The 17,171-nt window shown below is 65.4% G+C and carries 17 protein-coding genes; 1 reads left to right on the top strand and 16 read right to left on the bottom strand.

From position 1 onward, the window contains the following. Positions 1-4: 4 nt before the first annotated feature. From ACZ6ZP_RS22990 to ACZ6ZP_RS22955, 8 genes are all read right to left on the bottom strand, one after another. Positions 5-481 carry a DUF2721 domain-containing protein gene (locus ACZ6ZP_RS22990; RefSeq protein WP_469408162.1) on the bottom strand — a complete coding sequence of 159 codons (477 nt, stop codon included), beginning with the start codon at positions 479-481 and terminating at the stop codon, positions 5-7. 149 nt (positions 482-630) lie between these two features. Beyond that, positions 631-912: a hypothetical protein gene (locus ACZ6ZP_RS22985; RefSeq protein ID WP_469408160.1), complete on the bottom strand. Its 282-nt coding sequence runs from the start codon at positions 910-912 to the stop codon at positions 631-633. Continuing rightward, positions 909-1,982: a hypothetical protein gene (locus ACZ6ZP_RS22980; protein ID WP_469408158.1), complete on the bottom strand. Its 1,074-nt coding sequence runs from the start codon at positions 1,980-1,982 to the stop codon at positions 909-911. The genes ACZ6ZP_RS22985 and ACZ6ZP_RS22980 overlap by 4 nt, the downstream gene beginning before the upstream one ends. Beyond that, positions 1,983-3,065, bottom strand: coding sequence for a DUF5047 domain-containing protein (locus ACZ6ZP_RS22975; RefSeq protein WP_469408157.1), 1,083 nt, complete (start codon positions 3,063-3,065; stop codon positions 1,983-1,985). An 83-nt stretch (positions 3,066-3,148) separates the two neighbouring features. Then, positions 3,149-7,111, bottom strand: a complete 3,963-nt coding sequence (locus tag ACZ6ZP_RS22970; RefSeq protein WP_469408156.1) for a hypothetical protein — start codon at positions 7,109-7,111, stop codon at positions 3,149-3,151. Beyond that, a complete protein-coding gene (locus ACZ6ZP_RS22965; RefSeq protein WP_469408154.1) occupies positions 7,108-11,394 on the bottom strand; it encodes an aggregation-promoting factor C-terminal-like domain-containing protein in 4,287 nt (1,428 codons plus the stop codon). The genes ACZ6ZP_RS22970 and ACZ6ZP_RS22965 overlap by 4 nt, the downstream gene beginning before the upstream one ends. A 6-nt stretch (positions 11,395-11,400) precedes the next feature. Next, complete coding sequence (locus ACZ6ZP_RS22960) at positions 11,401-11,604, bottom strand: hypothetical protein (protein WP_469408153.1); 204 nt, start codon at positions 11,602-11,604, stop codon at positions 11,401-11,403. 119 nt (positions 11,605-11,723) lie between these two features. Then, a complete protein-coding gene (locus tag ACZ6ZP_RS22955) occupies positions 11,724-12,182 on the bottom strand; it encodes a hypothetical protein (protein WP_469408151.1) in 459 nt (152 codons plus the stop codon). Between the two features lie 36 nt (positions 12,183-12,218). Between ACZ6ZP_RS22955 and ACZ6ZP_RS22950 the strand changes: the two genes are divergently transcribed. Then, positions 12,219-12,545, top strand: a complete 327-nt coding sequence (locus tag ACZ6ZP_RS22950) for a histone-like nucleoid-structuring protein Lsr2 (RefSeq protein ID WP_469408150.1) — start codon at positions 12,219-12,221, stop codon at positions 12,543-12,545. An 87-nt stretch (positions 12,546-12,632) separates the two neighbouring features. Here the strand turns inward: ACZ6ZP_RS22950 and ACZ6ZP_RS22945 are convergent, their stop codons facing one another. From ACZ6ZP_RS22945 to ACZ6ZP_RS22910, 8 genes are all read right to left on the bottom strand, one after another. After that, positions 12,633-13,124, bottom strand: a complete 492-nt coding sequence (locus tag ACZ6ZP_RS22945; protein ID WP_469408148.1) for a hypothetical protein — start codon at positions 13,122-13,124, stop codon at positions 12,633-12,635. Further along, the gene (locus tag ACZ6ZP_RS22940; RefSeq protein ID WP_469408146.1) at positions 13,124-13,540 is read right to left on the bottom strand and encodes a hypothetical protein; all 417 of its coding nucleotides are present in this window, start codon (positions 13,538-13,540) and stop codon (positions 13,124-13,126) included. The genes ACZ6ZP_RS22945 and ACZ6ZP_RS22940 overlap by 1 nt, the downstream gene beginning before the upstream one ends. Positions 13,541-13,804: 264 nt before the next feature. After that, a complete protein-coding gene (locus ACZ6ZP_RS22935; protein ID WP_469408145.1) occupies positions 13,805-14,146 on the bottom strand; it encodes a hypothetical protein in 342 nt (113 codons plus the stop codon). 11 nt (positions 14,147-14,157) lie between these two features. Further along, positions 14,158-14,598, bottom strand: a complete 441-nt coding sequence (locus ACZ6ZP_RS22930) for a hypothetical protein (protein ID WP_469408144.1) — start codon at positions 14,596-14,598, stop codon at positions 14,158-14,160. A 1-nt stretch (position 14,599) separates the two neighbouring features. Continuing rightward, positions 14,600-15,211: a hypothetical protein gene (locus ACZ6ZP_RS22925; RefSeq protein WP_469408143.1), complete on the bottom strand. Its 612-nt coding sequence runs from the start codon at positions 15,209-15,211 to the stop codon at positions 14,600-14,602. 13 nt (positions 15,212-15,224) lie between these two features. After that, a complete protein-coding gene (locus tag ACZ6ZP_RS22920) occupies positions 15,225-15,464 on the bottom strand; it encodes a hypothetical protein (RefSeq protein ID WP_469408141.1) in 240 nt (79 codons plus the stop codon). Beyond that, positions 15,464-15,880, bottom strand: a complete 417-nt coding sequence (locus tag ACZ6ZP_RS22915) for a hypothetical protein (protein ID WP_469408139.1) — start codon at positions 15,878-15,880, stop codon at positions 15,464-15,466. The genes ACZ6ZP_RS22920 and ACZ6ZP_RS22915 overlap by 1 nt, the downstream gene beginning before the upstream one ends. Before the next feature lie 24 nt (positions 15,881-15,904). Beyond that, complete coding sequence (locus ACZ6ZP_RS22910; protein WP_469408138.1) at positions 15,905-17,170, bottom strand: phage major capsid protein; 1,266 nt, start codon at positions 17,168-17,170, stop codon at positions 15,905-15,907. Position 17,171: the final 1 nt, after the last annotated feature.

The following is a 17,171-nucleotide window of genomic DNA, read 5'->3' as shown; positions in this document are numbered from 1 at the left end:
GGTGTCAGTCCTTTTCACTCTCGCCGAACGGCGGCTTCTGATCCGTGAACTCAGGGCAGCGCAGCGCCTGGTAGCCGTCCTCGATGACCCTGAAGGCGCGGTCATAGGCCTCGGGGTCCTCTGCCGCTTTGCGGCCCTGCGGGGACCGGGAGCTGAGGAAGATCTCGTACAGCGGGCAGAACGCACCCCTGCGCGTCTCGGTCTGCGCCACGTCCAGGCGATGGGTGAGGGCGTCGATCCTGTCCGCGTTGCTATCCACTTGGAACAGGCCGACGCCCACCGCCGCGGTGAGCGCGACGTCCAGGACGACGCTCGCGATGACGACGCGGATCATCCGGCGGTTGCTGCGCGCCCTCTTCGTCAGGGTCACGATCTGCGCGCCGCTGTCGGAAGCCAGCTCCTGCACTTCGTCGACCAGCGTCTGTGCCAGATCAGTCAGCCGCGCGATGCGGTCGTCCTGGGGCATCTCTTCCTTGGTCATCATCCCCCGCCTCTACGCGTAGTGACGCCGCCTCTGTCGACAGGTCTTCGGCGAACGCCATCAATCGCGCAGCCATCCGCAGAAGGTCAGTGCGCAGCTCTTCCGAATCGGCCAGCAGTCGGTCAACGCGGCTTTCTCCCGGCATCGGATCAACTCCGTCGAACGGCGGCTCTGGCGTCCTCGATCGCGCGATTCGCCTCAGCGATGGCCTGGGCAGCGGCATTGATAGTTGAGACATATTCGACGCGCACCGTTTCGTTGAGCTTGCGCAGCTCGTCTTCGAGGCGATCGGCCCGCTGCACCTCTCGGTCCAGCGCCGCACTGAGCCGCGTGTAGAGGACGCGCACCGCGGCGATGGCCAGCAGAGCCACCACACCGACCGCGCCGTACTGGACCAAGACGCCCGTGGCCGGATCTGCGGCGGCGATCACAGGAAATACTCCAGCTGGTTGAAACCGATCCACGTCGGGTCGTCGACCGTGGGATTGAAGGTGTGCAGATGCGCTTCGGTGCCGGTCGTTCCACCGGGCTGGCCCGCAGTCGGCGAACCGTGCTTGTGGGTCGTCGTCGGGATGCCGTGGGCGTGGTTGTTCACGCTGGTCGTGCCGCCGGGCTCGCCGTCGGCCGGGCTGCCATGTTTGTGCGTGGTCGTCGCGATCGAGTGGCTGTGACCGGACGTCGTGCCGGTCGGTGAGCCATGGTTGTGATCGTTATTGGCGATGCCATGCGTGTGCGAGCCCTCGCTGGACGTATCACCGCCGTGGTCGTGCTCGTTGTTCTCCATGCCGTGGCTGTGGCCGCTTTCGCTGCCGGTGTTGCCACCGTTGGGCGCCGTCGTGCCGCCGACCATGGTCATCGATCCATTGGTCTCGATGTCGACCTTCACGGAGTTCGAGCCGCCGTTGGCCGTACGGCCGATCAGCAGCGAACGCCGGGCGGTGGGGCGGTACTTCTCCCCCAGATCGGCGCAGACCAGAGTGCCGGACGACCTGTTCGCGGCGCCCTTCATCTGCACCTTCCAGCACCCGTGATCCCAGATGCGGCGGATCTCCACGTTGCCGTTGCCGTTGCCGTTGTGCGTGAAGCCAGCAGCCAGCGGAACCACGCTCCAGCCGCTCTCACTGAATTGACCCGCGATCTCACCCAAGGCCACAAGGTCCGTGCCCTGCTTGATGATCAGGACGGTGTCGCCGACCTCGGGTGCATAGCTGTCGATGTAGCGGATGCCGGGGATCTCTGTGGTGTCGCCGCTGATCTGGACGCTCAGCGTGGGGGGCGCAGCCGCGGACGCGATGCTGGACACCGTGCCCTTGCGCAGCGTCGCCGGGTCGAAGTCGAGCAGCGTCTGCTTCGCGATCTCTGCGGCCAGTTCCCTGATCGCCTGAAGCTGCGCCGCCGCGGCAGCTTCCGCTTCGGCCGCCGCGTCCTGCGCTGCGGCCTCTTCGGGCTGTACCGGCGGCTCTGCCGGGACTGACTCGCCCGGCTCGGAGGGGGTGGACATCTACGCGCCCCCCTGTACCCGCTTCTGTCGCAGCGTCAGGTTCTGCGTGCCCTTCGCGTCCAACGGAATGTTGAAGGAGTCGACCGCATAGAGGCCCGACACATGCGCCCGCTCGCGTACGACCTGTACGACATGGCCGGCCTCGAAGCTGGGGTTGACGATGCCACTGATCGAGAGCTGCGAGCTGAAACCGAGGAGATTCCGCAGCAGCTGATCGGCCGTGGCCTGCGCCTCTTCCTGAGTCTTGATCAGCTGGTCCGTAATGAACTGGGGCACTTGTCCATACGGACCCAGGTGATAGGTCGGTGACGTGGGCTCTTCGTCCCACGCCACCGCGCGCACCGGGGGCAGCTCATCCCCCGGGCTCTCCCCCGTGATGACGACGCCATTGAACCCGGGTTCGTCGGTGAGCACGCGTGAGAGGTCGATCATCGTGCACTGCTGACCCTCGATGTACGTGAAATCGGGGGTAGGCAGAGCATCGACATCCGTCGGCGGCGCGATAACGACCCAGCCCTCGACATCGAAATAGATGTCACACCCGAGGCTCTGCGCGAGGACCGTGACCGCCTCCCACGGATCGTCGGAGACGTCGTACAGGCGGGGCGCCGTCGTCGTCCTGGTCGTGCTGATCGCGTCGTAACTCAGGTCCGGGAAAGTCCGCGCAAGGATGTCCTTGATGGCCGTCACGATGTTCGTGCCCTCGGGGATCACGTACGGCGATATGAACTTGTCCCGGGCGACCGTGCGCGACAAGTCGTAAGCCTCAAGCTGGATGTCCGGCGACCCGCCGGTCTGCTCCTGGATCGAGACCTTGGCCAGCCGGAACACCCCGAGCGGCAAGACCTCGATCTCACCTTCGGGATGCTCGGGGGTGGCCGCGTACCGCACGCCCCGGTACGGCCGCAGTTCGGTCCCGTACGGGGTCAGGAGAGACGTCGTATCGCTCGGCACCAGGGTGCCCAAAGGATCTACGCAGACCGCCTTGCAGGTCCGCCGGATCGCGGCCGTGCGATCGCAGCTCACCTCTCCCCCAGTGGCGGGCAGACGTACCCGCTCCTGAGTCGGTGAGATCACGTCCACGAAGCTGAAGACCTGATGCGACCTCCGGATCTCCGCGAGCAGGCGGGCCGACGCACGCTGCACTGCCATCGGCCCGCCGCCTCTCAGGAATCAGGGGCGGCCACCTGTACGAAGGTGACGGACACGAAGCGGATCGGATCGACGAATCGCTGTCCTGACACCTGCACTTCGGACTGAAGATCACCTACGGCCCTGACCCACCAGGCGTGATCCACGTTGGTCTGGAGAAAGAGTGTCCGGCCGCTGCGCAGCAGCGCACGCAGCGGCGCGTACTCCTCCCGCTTGAGGATCAGCGTCAGCTCGATCGCGTCGCCCTTATAGCCCTCGGACAGCACGACCGGGAAGTCCTCCCCGAGCGGCTGGTACATCACCGATGTGCCGGTGGTGCCGACCTGGAGAGGTTCGGCCTTCACCCGCAACGGGATAGCCGTACGGGTGCTGATGTCCTTCAGCCACCAGTTGACCGCGGTCAGGCTGACCTCGTCCGAAGGCGGGCCGAAGCCCGACACGAAGCGGTCGCCGGCCAGGCCGAAGCTGATCGTCTGCGCACGGTAGCGGCGGTTGACCAGCGGGATGACGGTGTCATCCGTGTACGTCGCGATCCCGCTCAGCGGGTCGTACACGGGCGGACTGGCGGCGATGCCGGGGAGGGCCTGCCACTCGCCGTACCCGCTGCCATCGTCGTCCTGGTACTGGAGAACCGGCGCGTGCCACACGGCATGCGTCGATCGCCCCGTGCCGTTACGCCACACCGGCGACGGCCCCAGCAGGATGCCGCACCGGTCGAAGTAGACCAGGTCACTGATGGCCCGGTCCGTGACACTGACCTCGCCTTTGATGCGCGTCGTGCCCTCAGGAACCGCGAAGGTCCCGGCGCTCTTCACCCACGTCGTGGCATTGAAGCTCGTGCCTTGGATCGTCTGACTCGTGATCAGCTGGTTCGCCCGGTAGAAGTACAGCGTCAGGTACGGGGTGCCCGACGTGCTGCCCAAGAACCCCGAAGTGAACGTGACCTGATTCCCCGCCAGTTGCATGATCGCCGGGTCGATCCCGGAGATGTCGACCGGGTCCGGCATCACGGCCACGGTCTTGCCCGCCACCAGGGGCACGGCCGGTTTGATCAGACCGATCCAGCTTGCGGCGGAGTTGATGTCCGAGCCGCTGCCAGGAGTGAACGCCGCGGTCACCGACGTCGCGCCGACCGGCACCACGCCGTTGCTGTCGTAGATCCCCGTCGTCAGCCACGGGTCCGTGCTACCCGCCGTGCTCTCGTTCCTCTCCGTCTCGTTGGCGCCAGGAGCGGGAGCCGACGGGAGCGGCTTGATGATCCCGATCCAGCTCGCGCCCGCGTACCAGGAGCGGTTCAGGTATCCCGTCCGGCTGTGAGAGCCGGTGCCGACCGGCCCGTTGGAGTCTGCCATCATCAGCGTCGCCGTGCGGTACTGCCAGTAGCTGATCTGGTACTCCGCAGTGGTGTCCGAGCGCTCCGCCACCTCCGAGGTGTAGCCCCACGACGTCTCGTAGTCGCCGGACGCCCCGAAGGCGCAGATGCGCCAGGCCCTGCTGTCCGTGTTGGTCACGCTGGCCGTGGCCAGGGTGTTGCCGCTGCCGGACTGCGAGGTGTTTTCCGCGATGAACTGGTTCGCGACCAGGTCGGCATTCCGGTAGGCGCTGACCTGCGTCACGACGGGCTTCACCGTGGTGCTCAGCGTGCCCGTCCAGCTGCTCGGCTCGCTGCTTCCCGCCGTCCTCTTCAGGACCGCGAAGCGCAGTGACGCCGTGCCGTCGGCCTCCGTGATCTGCCGGACGACCGTCCAGCCGGACGGCGCCGTCAGGGTCGCGATGACGGTGTCCGAGATGGCGACGGTCGCCACCATCAGATCGCCGGACACCACGCCGGACGGGCGGTTGATCGTGTATGACGTCGCATTGCTGGTCGTCGTCCAGGCGGTGCCCTTGCCGACGTAGGCGATGTCCGCCGCGCTGGTCGGCGGCGCGATATTGGCGACCAGCGAGCCACTGCCCGCGTTGTCGCTCACCGCGAAGGCCGCCACGCGCCAGGCGTTGACGTCGGTGTTGTTGACCACTGCGGACGTCATGTAGAGCGGCGTGCCGGTCGCGCGCGTCAGCACGCCTTCCGCCACGAACTGATCTGCGGCGTCGGCCGCACCTGAGTACGCCACCACGCAGGCGTAGCGCCGGGTGCTCGCCACGCTCAGGCTGCCGTCCGTCCAGGTCGACGGTTCGCTGCCACCCGCAGTCCTCTTCAGGACGAAGAGCGCCGTGTCCGTGCTGCCGTCGTCGACCGAGGCCGTGTTGACCGCCGTCCAGCCCGCGGGCGGCGTGATGGTGCCGTGCTGGTTCGAGCTGACGAAGGCCAGCATCAGATCGCCAGTCGTCACCCCTGCGGGCTTGTTGAGCGTGAAGTCCGTGCCGCTGGTCGGGCTCGTGTACGCCGTGCCGGTCGCACGGAACGCGAGGCTCGGCGTGATACCCGTGTAGGTCAGCCGCTTGGTCAGGATGCCGTGCGCACCGATGCCGGTGACCGCGACGCGGGAGATCGAGCTGCCCGCGCCGGCCACCCAGTTGTCCCCCACCGGGTCGTCGCCCGTGGCGGAGAAGGCGGACAGAATGTTCCGCGAGGCGTGACCGCCGTCGGACCACGGGGCGTTGGCCCCGTACATCAGTCCCACGTGGTCGGCGTAGTGCACCTCCGCGTTCGCGGGGCTGGCTACCTCGATCTCGACACGGGCGTACGCCGTCGTCGCCGGGGACGTGCTACTTGCCACGACCTCCGTCCAGGTGGACGCCCCGTCCGTGCCGCTGCCGGTGATGGTGCCCGCGATGGCGGTGTACGTGTCGTCGTAAAAGCGCACACGCACGTTCGCGGTGCGCGCCGTCACGGCCGCGCGCAGCTGCGCCCGCACCGTGACCGGGGAATCCGGTGCCAGCTCCACGAAGGGGCCGAGCACGGACATGGTGGCCGCGCTGGACGCGGTGAGCTTCAGCGAGGCCACGCCCGCGTAGTACGTGGACGTGTCCTGCGCGGCCGTGCAGTTGGTCGTCACGTACTCCGGGGCGTCGGTGAGCGTCTCGAAGTCGGCGCTCTGCACGCTGAGCAGGTTCGAGCTGTCCCGCAGCGTCAGCGCCACCGAGGAAGTCTCGCTGTCCGGGACCACGCTGACCACGCCGATGCCGGGCGTGCCGCTCACCGTGTTGTCATCGCCGGGGACGCCCGGCGACGGGCCCTGCACGGTGAAGCTGCGGCCCACCCATACCGACTTGGCGCCGAAGCTGGAGTAGACCCGGACGTACACGCTGTAGGTGTCCGGGTTGATCGAGGTCGGCAGCGTCAGCGACGTGATGTCGCCCTCCACCGTCGCCTGGTACTGCGGCGGGGTGGAGTTCGGGCTGAAGGTGGACTCCGCGACCTGGATCGCCGTGAAGATCCGGTACTCGGCCTTCGCCTGCGGGTCGCCGTCGGCCTGCGCGTATGTCCAGCTGATGACCGGGGACGGCGTGAGGACCGTGCCCGTCGGTGCTTCCACCGTGACAGTGGGCCGCACGCGGTAGTTGATCTGGACGAAGAGCTTGTAGACCCGGATGCAGTCGAAGATGCCGCTGTAGCTGAAGCACTGGCACAGCAGCTTGTTGATCCGGTGGATGTCCCACGGGTGACCGAGGGGGTCGCGCTGATAGGTGCCGATCTCGTAGGTGGTCGGCGTCGTGGTCGGGTAGATGGTGCGGCTCGTGAACCGTGAGGTGTCGTCCAGGCAGCAGACGTTCACCGTGATCGAGCGCGAACCGCTGCCCACCTTCGCCACGCGAATGAAGATCGTGATGGACGTGATGACGGCGCCCTCGGGCACCGTGCTGATGTCGATGGGAAACCTGACGCAAGCCCGCCCCTTGTGGGGCGGGTTACGGCAGAACTTGCTGTCGTCGTCGTTGTTCCAGCACTCGAAGAGCCTGGTCACCAGGGACCCGACCAGGCTCCAGCCCTCGTTGCGGAAGTCGCCGTTGCAGATGTGGGCCAAGGAGGTCACGGACGCCTCCCCACCCCTTGCTTGATAGCCATCGTCAGCTTCGGGACGGTCTCCCGCTCAAGGCGGTCGACAACGCCGTGATCAGCGCGACCGTTGATCGTGATCGGGACGGTGACGTTGGTGTCGCCGCCCCCGCGGCCAACCAGGTCGGACAGCGGGTCTATCCGCTCACCACCGCGGAGGTTCATGACCTCCGGGCCGTCCTCGCCGACGACGGCGGGGCCGCGCGGTGCGCCGGGCGACCCGAGGGCGTACCAGTTGTGCGACTTCTGGAAGTTGTTCGCCTTGGTGGGAGTGCCGTAGCGGTCCTTGATGTACCCCAGGCCCCATTTGATCTGTGTCGCCGGATTGGTCTTCCAGTCCGAGCCAGCCGACTTCATCTTCGATCCGGGCAGGGCCTGCGGGATGCCGTACGCATCCGACGTGGGGTTGTCCGCATTCCAGCGCCAGCCGGATTCCCGGTCCCACAGGGCTTTCAATGCGGACCAATGACTCGTCCAGTTGTAGCTGGCCAGCATGCCCTTGGCGGTCGCCTGAGCCGCTGCGGGCGACTTGCCGCTCACCGTGCCGCCCTTATAGGTGTCGGGCCCGTTGTTCGCCAGGCCATTCTTTCCCGCATGGAATGCCTTGACCTGAGCTGCCGCCGCAGCGGACACCGTGGGGTCGCCCACGGCAATCCCATGGATGTGCGGCGAGAAGCCCTCTGCGCGAGTCCGGCGCCAGGCCGCAAACCCTGAGGCACGCATCGCGCCGACAATCGAGTCCTTGGCAGGACCCAGGTCGACCGCCCCGCCCCCGGAATGCGTCCCGGCCGACGCTCCGACGCTGTTGCTGTAACTGCCCTGCGTCATCGAGAACGACGTCTTGGCCAGCTTGGACGCATTCTTGAGCATCGCGGCCGTACGGCGGTTGACGACCACCCCGCCGTACGTGACCTTGGTGCCGTCTCCTTCCTGCCAGGCCTTCCAGGGGATGAACCCGCCCCCGCCCACGGGGGCGACATCCATCTCCTTGATCCAGTCAAGGACGGTGTCACCGATCTTGCGGGGGATGCCGGTGGCGAGCGTCTCCAGACCCGGCTCTCCCGGAATGACCTTCCGGACAGCCGACTGGGCAAGCGAGACTGCCGCGTTGATCGGGGGCTTGATGACGCCGTAGACGCCGCCCAGGACCACGTCTTTGAGGGCTTTGAGGGCGTTCTTGATGATGCCGTCCGGCACCAGGTCAGGACCCACATCGGGGCCCCAGCCAGTACCCAGGACACCGCCACCGTCGGCGAAGGCGTGATCCCCGAAAGGCCGCACTCGCGCCCCGTCCATGGCCTGACTGCGGAGCGCGGCAACGGCCTCGTGACCGCCGGCCCCCGCAACCTCCCGCGCCGTCCAGACATGCTCGCCTGCGGACAGACGCGCGACGATGCTGTCCGACGTGCCCGAGCCGGGACCGTCGACCGGACCGCCCTTGGCGAATCCCTTCAGCTTGAATTCGTCCAGCTGCTTCGCCCCGAAAACACCGGCCACGATATTCCACAGGCGGCGGATTCCGGCGTTGTACACCACATCAACAATTGCCTGAATGGGCGTGAAGATGAGCTTCCGCAATCCGTCCCAGGCCTTGCCGATCGCCTTTACGGCAGAGTCGAAAGCGCTCGGTATGGTCTTCGAGAAGAAGTCTCGTACCGGATTCCAGAAGGTATTGCGAAGCCAGGTCGACCCGGCACTGAAGATGTCGCGCAGCTTGTCCCACAGCGTGCCCGCAATGGTGGCGAGCGCATTGGTGACCGTCTGGAACATCGTGCGGATCGTCGTCCAGCCTGTGTTCCAGATGGACGTCACGGCCGTAATGAATGCCTGCAAGGCTGCACGCATCAGATTCCAGGCTGCCTGGCCTATCGCCACGATCGCACTGGTAAGCGTCTGGAAAATGTTCCGTACGGCGGTCCAGGCGGTGTTCCAGAGATTCTGAAGTGCGGTGAGGAACGTCTGAAAAGTTGCACGAAAGGCGTTCCATGCCGCCGTAGCGATCGCCTGAATTGTGGTCCACATGGCGCGGAATGCTGCGATGAAGACCCCGGCGAACGCGCTGAATATCGCAGACAGGTTATTGAGAAGCGTTTGCCATCCGGTCCGTATCAGATTCCAGATAGCGGCGGCGGCGTTCCTGATCGCATTCCAGGCGGTGTTCCAGTTCCCTGTGAAAACGGCGGTAAAAGTGAGGAAGATCGCCGAAACCGTCGCCCACAAAGCCTGCCAGGCGGCCTTCATGATGTTCCAGATCCCGGTAGCAATCGTGGAGATCACATTCCAGGCGCCCCGGAAGACTGCGCTGAACGTGGCATAGAAGACGTTCCATATTCCGGTGACCGTCGTCCAGACGACCGACCAGGCACCAGTCAGGATCGACCACGCTATTCGGGCAGTACTGGTCAGGAAATTCCAGCCAATCGCCCAGGCGCCGGAAAGGATGGCCCAGCCGACCTGATAGGCGGAGACGATGATGGTCCATACGAGCTGCCAGGCAGCCGTCAGCAGGTTCCACATCGCTCGCGTCGTATTGACAATCGACGACCAGGCGGTGGTGAAGATGGGTCCGAAAGCGGACCAAAAGGTATTCCATACGACGGTGGCGGCCGTCCATATGGCGGACCACGCGACGGTCAGGGCCTTCCAGATGTTCTGGGCGGCGAGCTGTATCTGCGGCCAGACCGTGTTCCAGGAGACCAGGAAAGGGTCGATAAAGGCATGCCAGGCCGTGAGCAGCCCGCCCCACACCGCATTCCAGGCAGTCGAAAGCCAGCCGACGAAAGTCGACCAGCCGATTTGCAGTGCACCCCAGACCGTCTGCGCGGCAACCTGAATTCCGTGCCAGATTTCAGACCAGTGCGTGGCGATGAAGACGAGGACGCCGATGGGCCCCAGAAGGAGAAGGAGGAACTGCCCCCATCCCTGGGTGAGGAAATTCCACACCGCAACGGCTGCTGTCTTGATGCCGTTCCAGACGAAATCCCACGTCGCCTTGATGGCGCCCCAGACCGTGTCCCAGTGCTTGACCAGGAAGTAGATGCCGACCGCGAGCGCCGCAAGCGCCACGAGGACGATCCCCACCGACGCCGCGACACCCGCCAAGAGCGGCCCCATGGGGGACATCCACAGGAGCATCGCCGCGCCTGCGGCCGACGAAGCGAGCGCAACGACGTTGAACGCGAATATCGCCAGCCTGAGGGCCAGGAAGCCCCGAATAAGGTTCGCCAGCAGCTCCGGCGGAATGCCCGCCAAGACCTTGAGGAATACGGTCAGTACACTCAGGGAGTCACCACCGAGACTGCTGGCCGCCTGCCCGATCGTCTTGAGTGCTGCGCCGAAGGACTTGAAAAATTCCCCGACGTCGGGCGCCACCTCGTGGACCTTGTCGAGGAACCTGGTGAAGCCGCCGCCGTCAGCCCATTCCTTGAGACTTCCCGCCCCTTCGGCCAGCTTTGCGACGATTTGATTTCCGTAGGGGAGGAAATCCCGGAAGCCCCGCCCCAGGACGCCGATGACTTTCTGCCCTATCTCGATGAAATTGGCGAGCGCCGGAACGCCCTGACTCACGATGGTGTCGACGAACCGGGTCAGCCCCGGCCCGTCCATCCATGCCGCAAAGTCTCTGGCCAGCTTCACCATCAGCGGGCTGACGGCCTTGACGACCGGAATCAACTTGCCGATATTCCGGGATATCGCATCGAAGACGATCGAGACCGGTGTGAGCGTGTCCTTCTCGGTCGCCCGGACGAATTCGCCCCAGGCTCCCTTCATCGACTGGGTCGCCTTGACGTACGTCTGCTGTGCAGGAGTCAGGCCATCGATGATGGTCTTCAGGTTCCGCTTTGCTTCGTTGACCTTCTTGAGCTGCTCTTCGTAGGCCTTCGTTCCCGGGGTCAGACCGGCGAGTGTCTGCTTTTGCCTTTCGAGCGCATCTCTCGCGCCCTTGGTTGCATCATTCGTCGACTTGATGGCACCGAAAAGAGCGCCGCCAAAAATTCCTGCCGCCGCGCCAGCCGCAGCCGTGGCGGCAGTCAGACCGCCTGCCACGCCCGCCGCCGCAGTGGCCACAGGAACCAGTGCGGGACCGAAAGCCAGCACGGCATTCGTGACGGACGTGAGCTGCTTGACAATGGCAGATGACGACTTGTTCACCGTAATCAGGGCGTCGTCCAGGTGCTGCATGTCCTGGCGGGCCTGACGCAATCCCCGGCCGCTGTACGCGGAGGTGATGTTGAAGGTCAGAGAGGTGATCGTCGCCACGGCGCATCACTCCTCTTCGGACTCGTCACCCCCGTCGGGGGATTCGTCTTCGTCGTCTTCAGAGGAGTCGCGCCGCTTGTAGACCTCGTGCGGGCGCGGGTAATGCTTCGGCTCTTTCGCCGGGTTCTTTCGGTGCTTGCGGTCCGTGAAATGAGCGGCGCCCTGCATGCGATTCAGAAGCTGGATCTGTTCGTGCAGGGCGGCCAGCACTTCGTGCGTGTAGCCGGGACCTATCGGACCGGCGAACCGCTCATAAGCAGCCCATTCGTTCAGCTCGCGCGAATCGATGCGGGCCAGGAGTTCGCGGACCGTGCAGCCCCAGGCAAGCGCTATTCGGAAATAGAGGGCTCGCTGGGGCTCTCGTCGAAACCCTCGGTCAGCTCCTCGACATCGCCTTCGGTGAAGCCGTTCATCTCCTGGCACTTGTCGAAGACACGGGCAAGAGCCTTGGCCGACTTGGCGCCCAGAGCGGGGATGTCGTTGGCATTGAACAGCCGGGCGCCCTGGTCATCGACCGCGCACATCGAGACCATGCGGGCACGGAAGTTCTCCGCGTTCTTCCTCTTGCTGTTGTTGCTCTGCGCTTCCTGCATCATGCGCTCGAAACGATCGCGCTCGGTGCCCGTGAGCATGCGCAGCCTGACCAGGCAGTCGGCCGGGTCTGCGCCGCGCGGCGCCCACTCGGGAACAGCGACATCTTCCGTCTCAAGGTCATCAGCCTTGAGAATGTCATCGCGGGAAAGCAGCATGGCGGGTTTGCCTTTCAATCGCGGGTTGGAAAATCGCATGGTGAATTGACCGAGAATATGGGGTAACATCCGGCCATGGCTCAGAAAATTGTGACGACCTACATCGACGACCTCACGGGCAAGGAATCCCCGGAGATCGACACGCATGAGTTCTCGCTCAATGGCGTGACCTACGAAATCGATCTCACGCCAGACAGCTATGACGAACTGGCCGACGCTCTCGGCCGCTTCATCGAGGCGGGGCGTAAGAAGGGGCGCAGCAAAAAGACCGGAAAGACGCGATCCGCAGGCGGCCCCAGCTCCGAAGAGATCCGCGCCTGGGCACGGGAGAACGGGTACGACGTGAACGACCGGGGCCGAGTCCCCGCCACCATCCGAGAGGCGTACGAGAAGGACCACTGACGGCGGACAGCCCCCGACCCATGCCGGGGGCTTCGTCGCGCGCACGGCCGGCCAGAGCACCCGCGGGCCCTGGCCGGCGCGCACCGATCAGCCGCGACCGGCCGCGGCGATCGTCTCGGCCGCGTCATCGAGGACGCGTTCCAGTTCGCGGGTCATCTCCGGTCGGTGTTCGGCGATCGTCGCCCGGAACCAGCTGCCACCGGTGTGCTGCGTAACCCACTCGTGGCGGTTTCCGAACACCGGGTGCCGCCAGCCGCGAGGATCGTCCAGGTATAGCGGGAGCTTCCGTTCCTCCGGGTCCTTCATGCCGGTGACGATGCGGACCCCAAGGCCGCGATCTGCACCTGCCTGGATCGCTACGCCCCTGGCGACGCGCCTGCGCAGACCGGTATGCCTGCGGCCGTGCACCGGGATGGCCTGCACCCTGCGCTTCGCATCTTCCGCGGCGGGCTTGGCCGCCTCGCGCATGGCCTTGCGCAGCTTGTCCGGCAGATTCCGGTCGACCTCGCGCAGGGCTGCCGAGACGCGCTTCCATTCATCGCCCAGGCGGACGTTGTACGTGGCGCGACCGGCGGGCATTACGCGGTCGCCCTCGTGATGCCCGTGCGCTGCGTCGGAAAAGTGACCTCAGTCTCCGAGAGATCGCCGACATCACCGGCAAGGGGCTGGTACTCAAGCAGGATGCAGGTACCGGTGTACGAAGGATTCGACGCCGACACCGCCGCGGCCGTCGGTTTCACGACGACCACGAATTCCGTCTCCAGATCCCAGAGCGGGAAGAGGGTGGCGTCGACCTCACCGGCAGCGAAATCTTGCTGGAAATTCAGGACAAACGAATCGTCCTTCAGGCCTGCCACACGCTCACGGCCCTGACCACTGAAATTCGTGGTCTCGATCTCATCCTTGACCAGGTTGATTTCAACGGAGCTGATGTGATCGGAGAAATTGACGCCGTTCACGACAATGTCGCAAGAGCGCAGGACTATCTTAGCCATCGCCAGCCTCTTCCTTGTCGGCCACCGATGGCCGTTCAGTGAAAGGCCGCACGTGTCCGGCCTCGATAAGCGCCCGTTCCTGGGCATGAGTAAGGGCGAGCGTCACCCGCTCGCCCTTCGTCTTTCCGCCTACTGTCTTCGGCCCGATAACCTCGTAGTGGCGCTCCGTCGGCTCTTCCCTCGGGATACGCAAAGACCGCCTCGGCGGATCTGCCGGGCGGCCTAGAGTCGTTTGAGGTTCCGGGCGATTTCTCGCCCTGGGCATCAGCTCATCCTCACCACTGCGACTTGGAGAGTCGCACCGGAGTTCGTGGCTGAAAGGGTGGCCCGTCCCGAGCCGTCGCCCGCGTCGTACTCCTTGCGCATCGGAATCCACCGCTCGCCATTGGTCGCGGCGACGGTGATCTGCGGGTCCGGGTTCGGCTGGCCGTACGGGGTATTGCCGAGCACCGTGATAGTGACGACGGCCGGTGATCCGCCTGTGTTCCGGTAGACCACGAAGACGTTGTGTCCGTTGCCGATCTCGGCAGTATCGGATGCAGACGAATTGACGGTCGAAGGGGCAGTGCCCGCATCGACGATGTTCTGTGTCACGAGCGCTGTCATTGCTTCCTCACTCAGTTACTGGGAGTGCGCACCGTGAGGCGCACAACAGCGCCCACATGCTGGATTCCGGCGGATGAGAAATGGCCGCCGTACTCGCGGATGCCCTCCGCGTGAGCGTCCGTCCCGTCACCCAGCCCGAGATCCGGGGCGTCGAAAACGATCCGCCGGATGCTCTTCGGGCCTGCGCCGGTGACGTACTGGTCCAAGTTCCTCTGCGCCAGCGCCGGATCGCCGTAACCGACCAGAACGAACAGGTCGAAGGTCCATTCGTCCATACCCCGGCCGAAAGCCCCGTTGAAGTCGCAGGTAATTCCGTCAGAGCGTGGCGCGGGCATCGGCACCACGGCCGGAAGCTGCGACACCGACGGCACTTCGGAATAGACGTGCAGCTCGGGAATGGCCGATTTCAGCGTCGCCTTCAGTGCAGCCCTGATCTCCGTGAGGGATGCCATGTCACCTCACTCGGATCGGATCGCGGCAATAGCGCGCCAGCTTGGATGCGGCCATACGGTTGTCGCGTACGCGAATGGCGCCGAACTGGTCCATTCCTGCGACGCCGAAAGGCGCGTCTTTGATCTGGAATGTCTCGGCCGCCATGATCAAGCACGCCTGTTTCACGGGTGCCGGAACGGCGGACCATCCCCACTTCGCCGTGACGCTCACGCTGGCGCCGAAGGAGAGCGAGCCAGCCGCATGGATCTCGTAATACGGCCAACCGGGCTGGCCGTCGATCACGCCATTGCGGGGGTGCAACGTGTAGTCGGACGGAGACCAGGTGACACCGTCTGACTGAACGACAAGATCGACCGTGTCGAAGATGTCATCAGTGCGAACCCACGCCGTGATGGTCGTGCCTTCGCGCAGACGGAAGATCTCATCTGGCCCGTACGTACGCGCTGTTGCTGTGCTGGCCGCATTGAACTGCCTGCCGCAGAACTGCTCGATCTCGCGACTCACGGAATCGAGCACGTCGGCCAGGGCGTCGTCGTAGACCGCGACTTCGTCCAGGTTGGGGAGACGTACCTTCAGCTCCGCGACGGTCGCGTACGGATCGCCAAGGGCCATGCCGGACCCCCGTTCACCGCCGCTTGTTGTGGGCAGGAGTCCGGGCCTTGTTCGCCGCAGACGGAGCCTTCTTGGCCTGTGCTTCCGGCTCAGGCTCGACGGCCCCCAGGCGCTCCGCTTCTTCGCGCTTGACCAGGTCGCCGGGCTTCCAGTGCAGCCACCGCGCCGCGGGGTCCGTCTCGCGGACCACGCGGTCGCGTTCCTCGGTGAAGCACCAGTGCTCAGTGATCCTGACCCAGTCCTCGCCGGACATCAGGCCAGCTCCACGTAGATGACGACCACGGAGAAGACCCCGGCCGTGAGGTCAGCGACGGCCACCGTCGCCGTCACGTCCCGGTTCGCCGTCGTCTTGACGGGGTTCAGCAGCGCCCTGACACCCGTGCTGTTGAGCGCCGGCGCCGTGCTGAGCGTGGCCGCAGCCCGCAGGTCCGCAGCCCCTTCAAGCCCCAGACTCACCGTCGCCGCACCACCGGACGCGGCCAGCGTGGTGACGTCGATGCGAGCATCGATGACGAGAGAGCCTGCGGGGATCTCGTCACCGCGCAGCGTGATGGTGCCCTGTGCTCCACCGTCCGTCGCGAAGTCATAGAGCCACCGGGCCACCTTGACCCGGCCGGCCTGGTACGACTGGCCGACCTTCCCGGAGCCCGACCCAGGCTGTACAGCCATGGTGAATTCCTTTCCGGAAGTTGATCAGAGGCCCGTCACGACGGCCATGGCCTTGGGGCGGTAGACGATGAAGGCCGCGCGCACGTCCGCGCGAAGGGCGAGCTTGCCCTCGGCGAAGAACGTGCTGTGGCTGTTGCTGACCTGGACGTCCAGACCGCGGCGCATGGCCAGCTCGGTGAAGTTCTGAAGGTCCCCCAGCACGGCCTTGGTGCTGGTCACCGCCGTGGTCTCCACCACCGGGATGCCCCAGCAGGTGTACGGGCCGGGCATCGAGGGGTGGCCCCAGATGTAGACGCCGTCCGCGGTCTTCAGAAGCCGGACGGCCTCCCACTTGGACGGAGCGACGAAGATCGTTGAGGGCTCGGCAAAGCCGTCGTCCCGGATCTTCCTCGCCGCCTTGTAGATCGCATCCGGGGTGTTGTCCGCACCCAGGGCCTGCGTCTGGATGCCGCTCACGTTCTCGATGCCGAGCAGGTTCGGCGCGATGCCGTCGCCCTTCAGGACCTGGCTGTCCATCCGCTGCCGGATCATGAAGGGGAGGCGGTTGTTCACGTACCCCTCGGCACGTGACTCGTCCTCGAACTGCTCGTCGGTGACCGGCAGGAACACAGCGACCTTGCGGACCGGAGACGTGCGCTCGGTCAGCGCGAGCGCGGCCTCGGGGTAGGTGCCGCCCTCCGCGATTTCCGCCGCGGCGTTGGTGTACGTCGTCTCCTCCATGTAGACGACGGCGCTCATGCCCGTGGTCGTCTGAGGAATGAAGTTGGTGACGTGCGGCGCCGGGCGGGTCGGCATGTACTCCAGGCGCCCGGTGCGGACGTCTTCGGAGTCCCATCCGGCCGTGGTCTGGAACAGGGTCTTCAGGCTGATGTCCAGGCTGGCCTGAGGTCCGTTCTGGCTGCCGACGTTGTAGCCCTTGAAGGCCTGGGACTTGACGAACAGCTCGCCCATGTCCTTGCGTCCGCGGCTGTCCTTGCGCTCCGGCTCATGGTCCTTCGCGCCGTCGCCCGGTTCCTTGCCCTTCTCCTCGCGCTGCGCCTGTGCGGCGGCGCGGGCCACGACCAGGTAGTCGTCGACCTGCTTCTTGCAGTCGTCGATCTCGGCATTCATCTTGCCGATCTCCGCGACCTTGGCGTGTGTGTCGCCGTCGATGCTCTTGACCTTCGACATGTCGTAGTCGGGGCCCGCCTCCCTGAGGACGGCGGCCAGAGCATCGCGCTTGGCGTCCAGCTTCTCCTGGGCGGTCTTCAGTGCCGGGAATTCCACTACCCGGTCAGAGTCGTTGTACATG

This window comes from Streptomyces sp. NPDC054047 (genome assembly GCF_055585065.1).
The sequence above is the reverse complement of the archived record's forward strand: the minus strand, read 5'-3'. Positions and strand labels throughout refer to the sequence as shown.

Coding starts and splice junctions, on each gene's coding strand:
- ACZ6ZP_RS22910 (WP_469408138.1), bottom strand. CDS start 17,170: ATGTACAACGACTCTGACCGGGTAGTGGAATTCCCGGCACTGAAGACC.
- ACZ6ZP_RS22925 (WP_469408143.1), bottom strand. CDS start 15,211: ATGGCCCTTGGCGATCCGTACGCGACCGTCGCGGAGCTGAAGGTACGT.
- ACZ6ZP_RS22940 (WP_469408146.1), bottom strand. CDS start 13,540: ATGGCTAAGATAGTCCTGCGCTCTTGCGACATTGTCGTGAACGGCGTC.
- ACZ6ZP_RS22955 (WP_469408151.1), bottom strand. CDS start 12,182: ATGCGATTTTCCAACCCGCGATTGAAAGGCAAACCCGCCATGCTGCTT.
- ACZ6ZP_RS22945 (WP_469408148.1), bottom strand. CDS start 13,124: ATGCCCGCCGGTCGCGCCACGTACAACGTCCGCCTGGGCGATGAATGG.
- ACZ6ZP_RS22980 (WP_469408158.1), bottom strand. CDS start 1,982: ATGTCCACCCCCTCCGAGCCGGGCGAGTCAGTCCCGGCAGAGCCGCCG.
- ACZ6ZP_RS22950 (WP_469408150.1), top strand. CDS start 12,219: ATGGCTCAGAAAATTGTGACGACCTACATCGACGACCTCACGGGCAAG.
- ACZ6ZP_RS22915 (WP_469408139.1), bottom strand. CDS start 15,880: ATGGCTGTACAGCCTGGGTCGGGCTCCGGGAAGGTCGGCCAGTCGTAC.
- ACZ6ZP_RS22920 (WP_469408141.1), bottom strand. CDS start 15,464: ATGTCCGGCGAGGACTGGGTCAGGATCACTGAGCACTGGTGCTTCACC.
- ACZ6ZP_RS22990 (WP_469408162.1), bottom strand. CDS start 481: ATGACCAAGGAAGAGATGCCCCAGGACGACCGCATCGCGCGGCTGACT.
- ACZ6ZP_RS22930 (WP_469408144.1), bottom strand. CDS start 14,598: ATGGCATCCCTCACGGAGATCAGGGCTGCACTGAAGGCGACGCTGAAA.
- ACZ6ZP_RS22935 (WP_469408145.1), bottom strand. CDS start 14,146: ATGACAGCGCTCGTGACACAGAACATCGTCGATGCGGGCACTGCCCCT.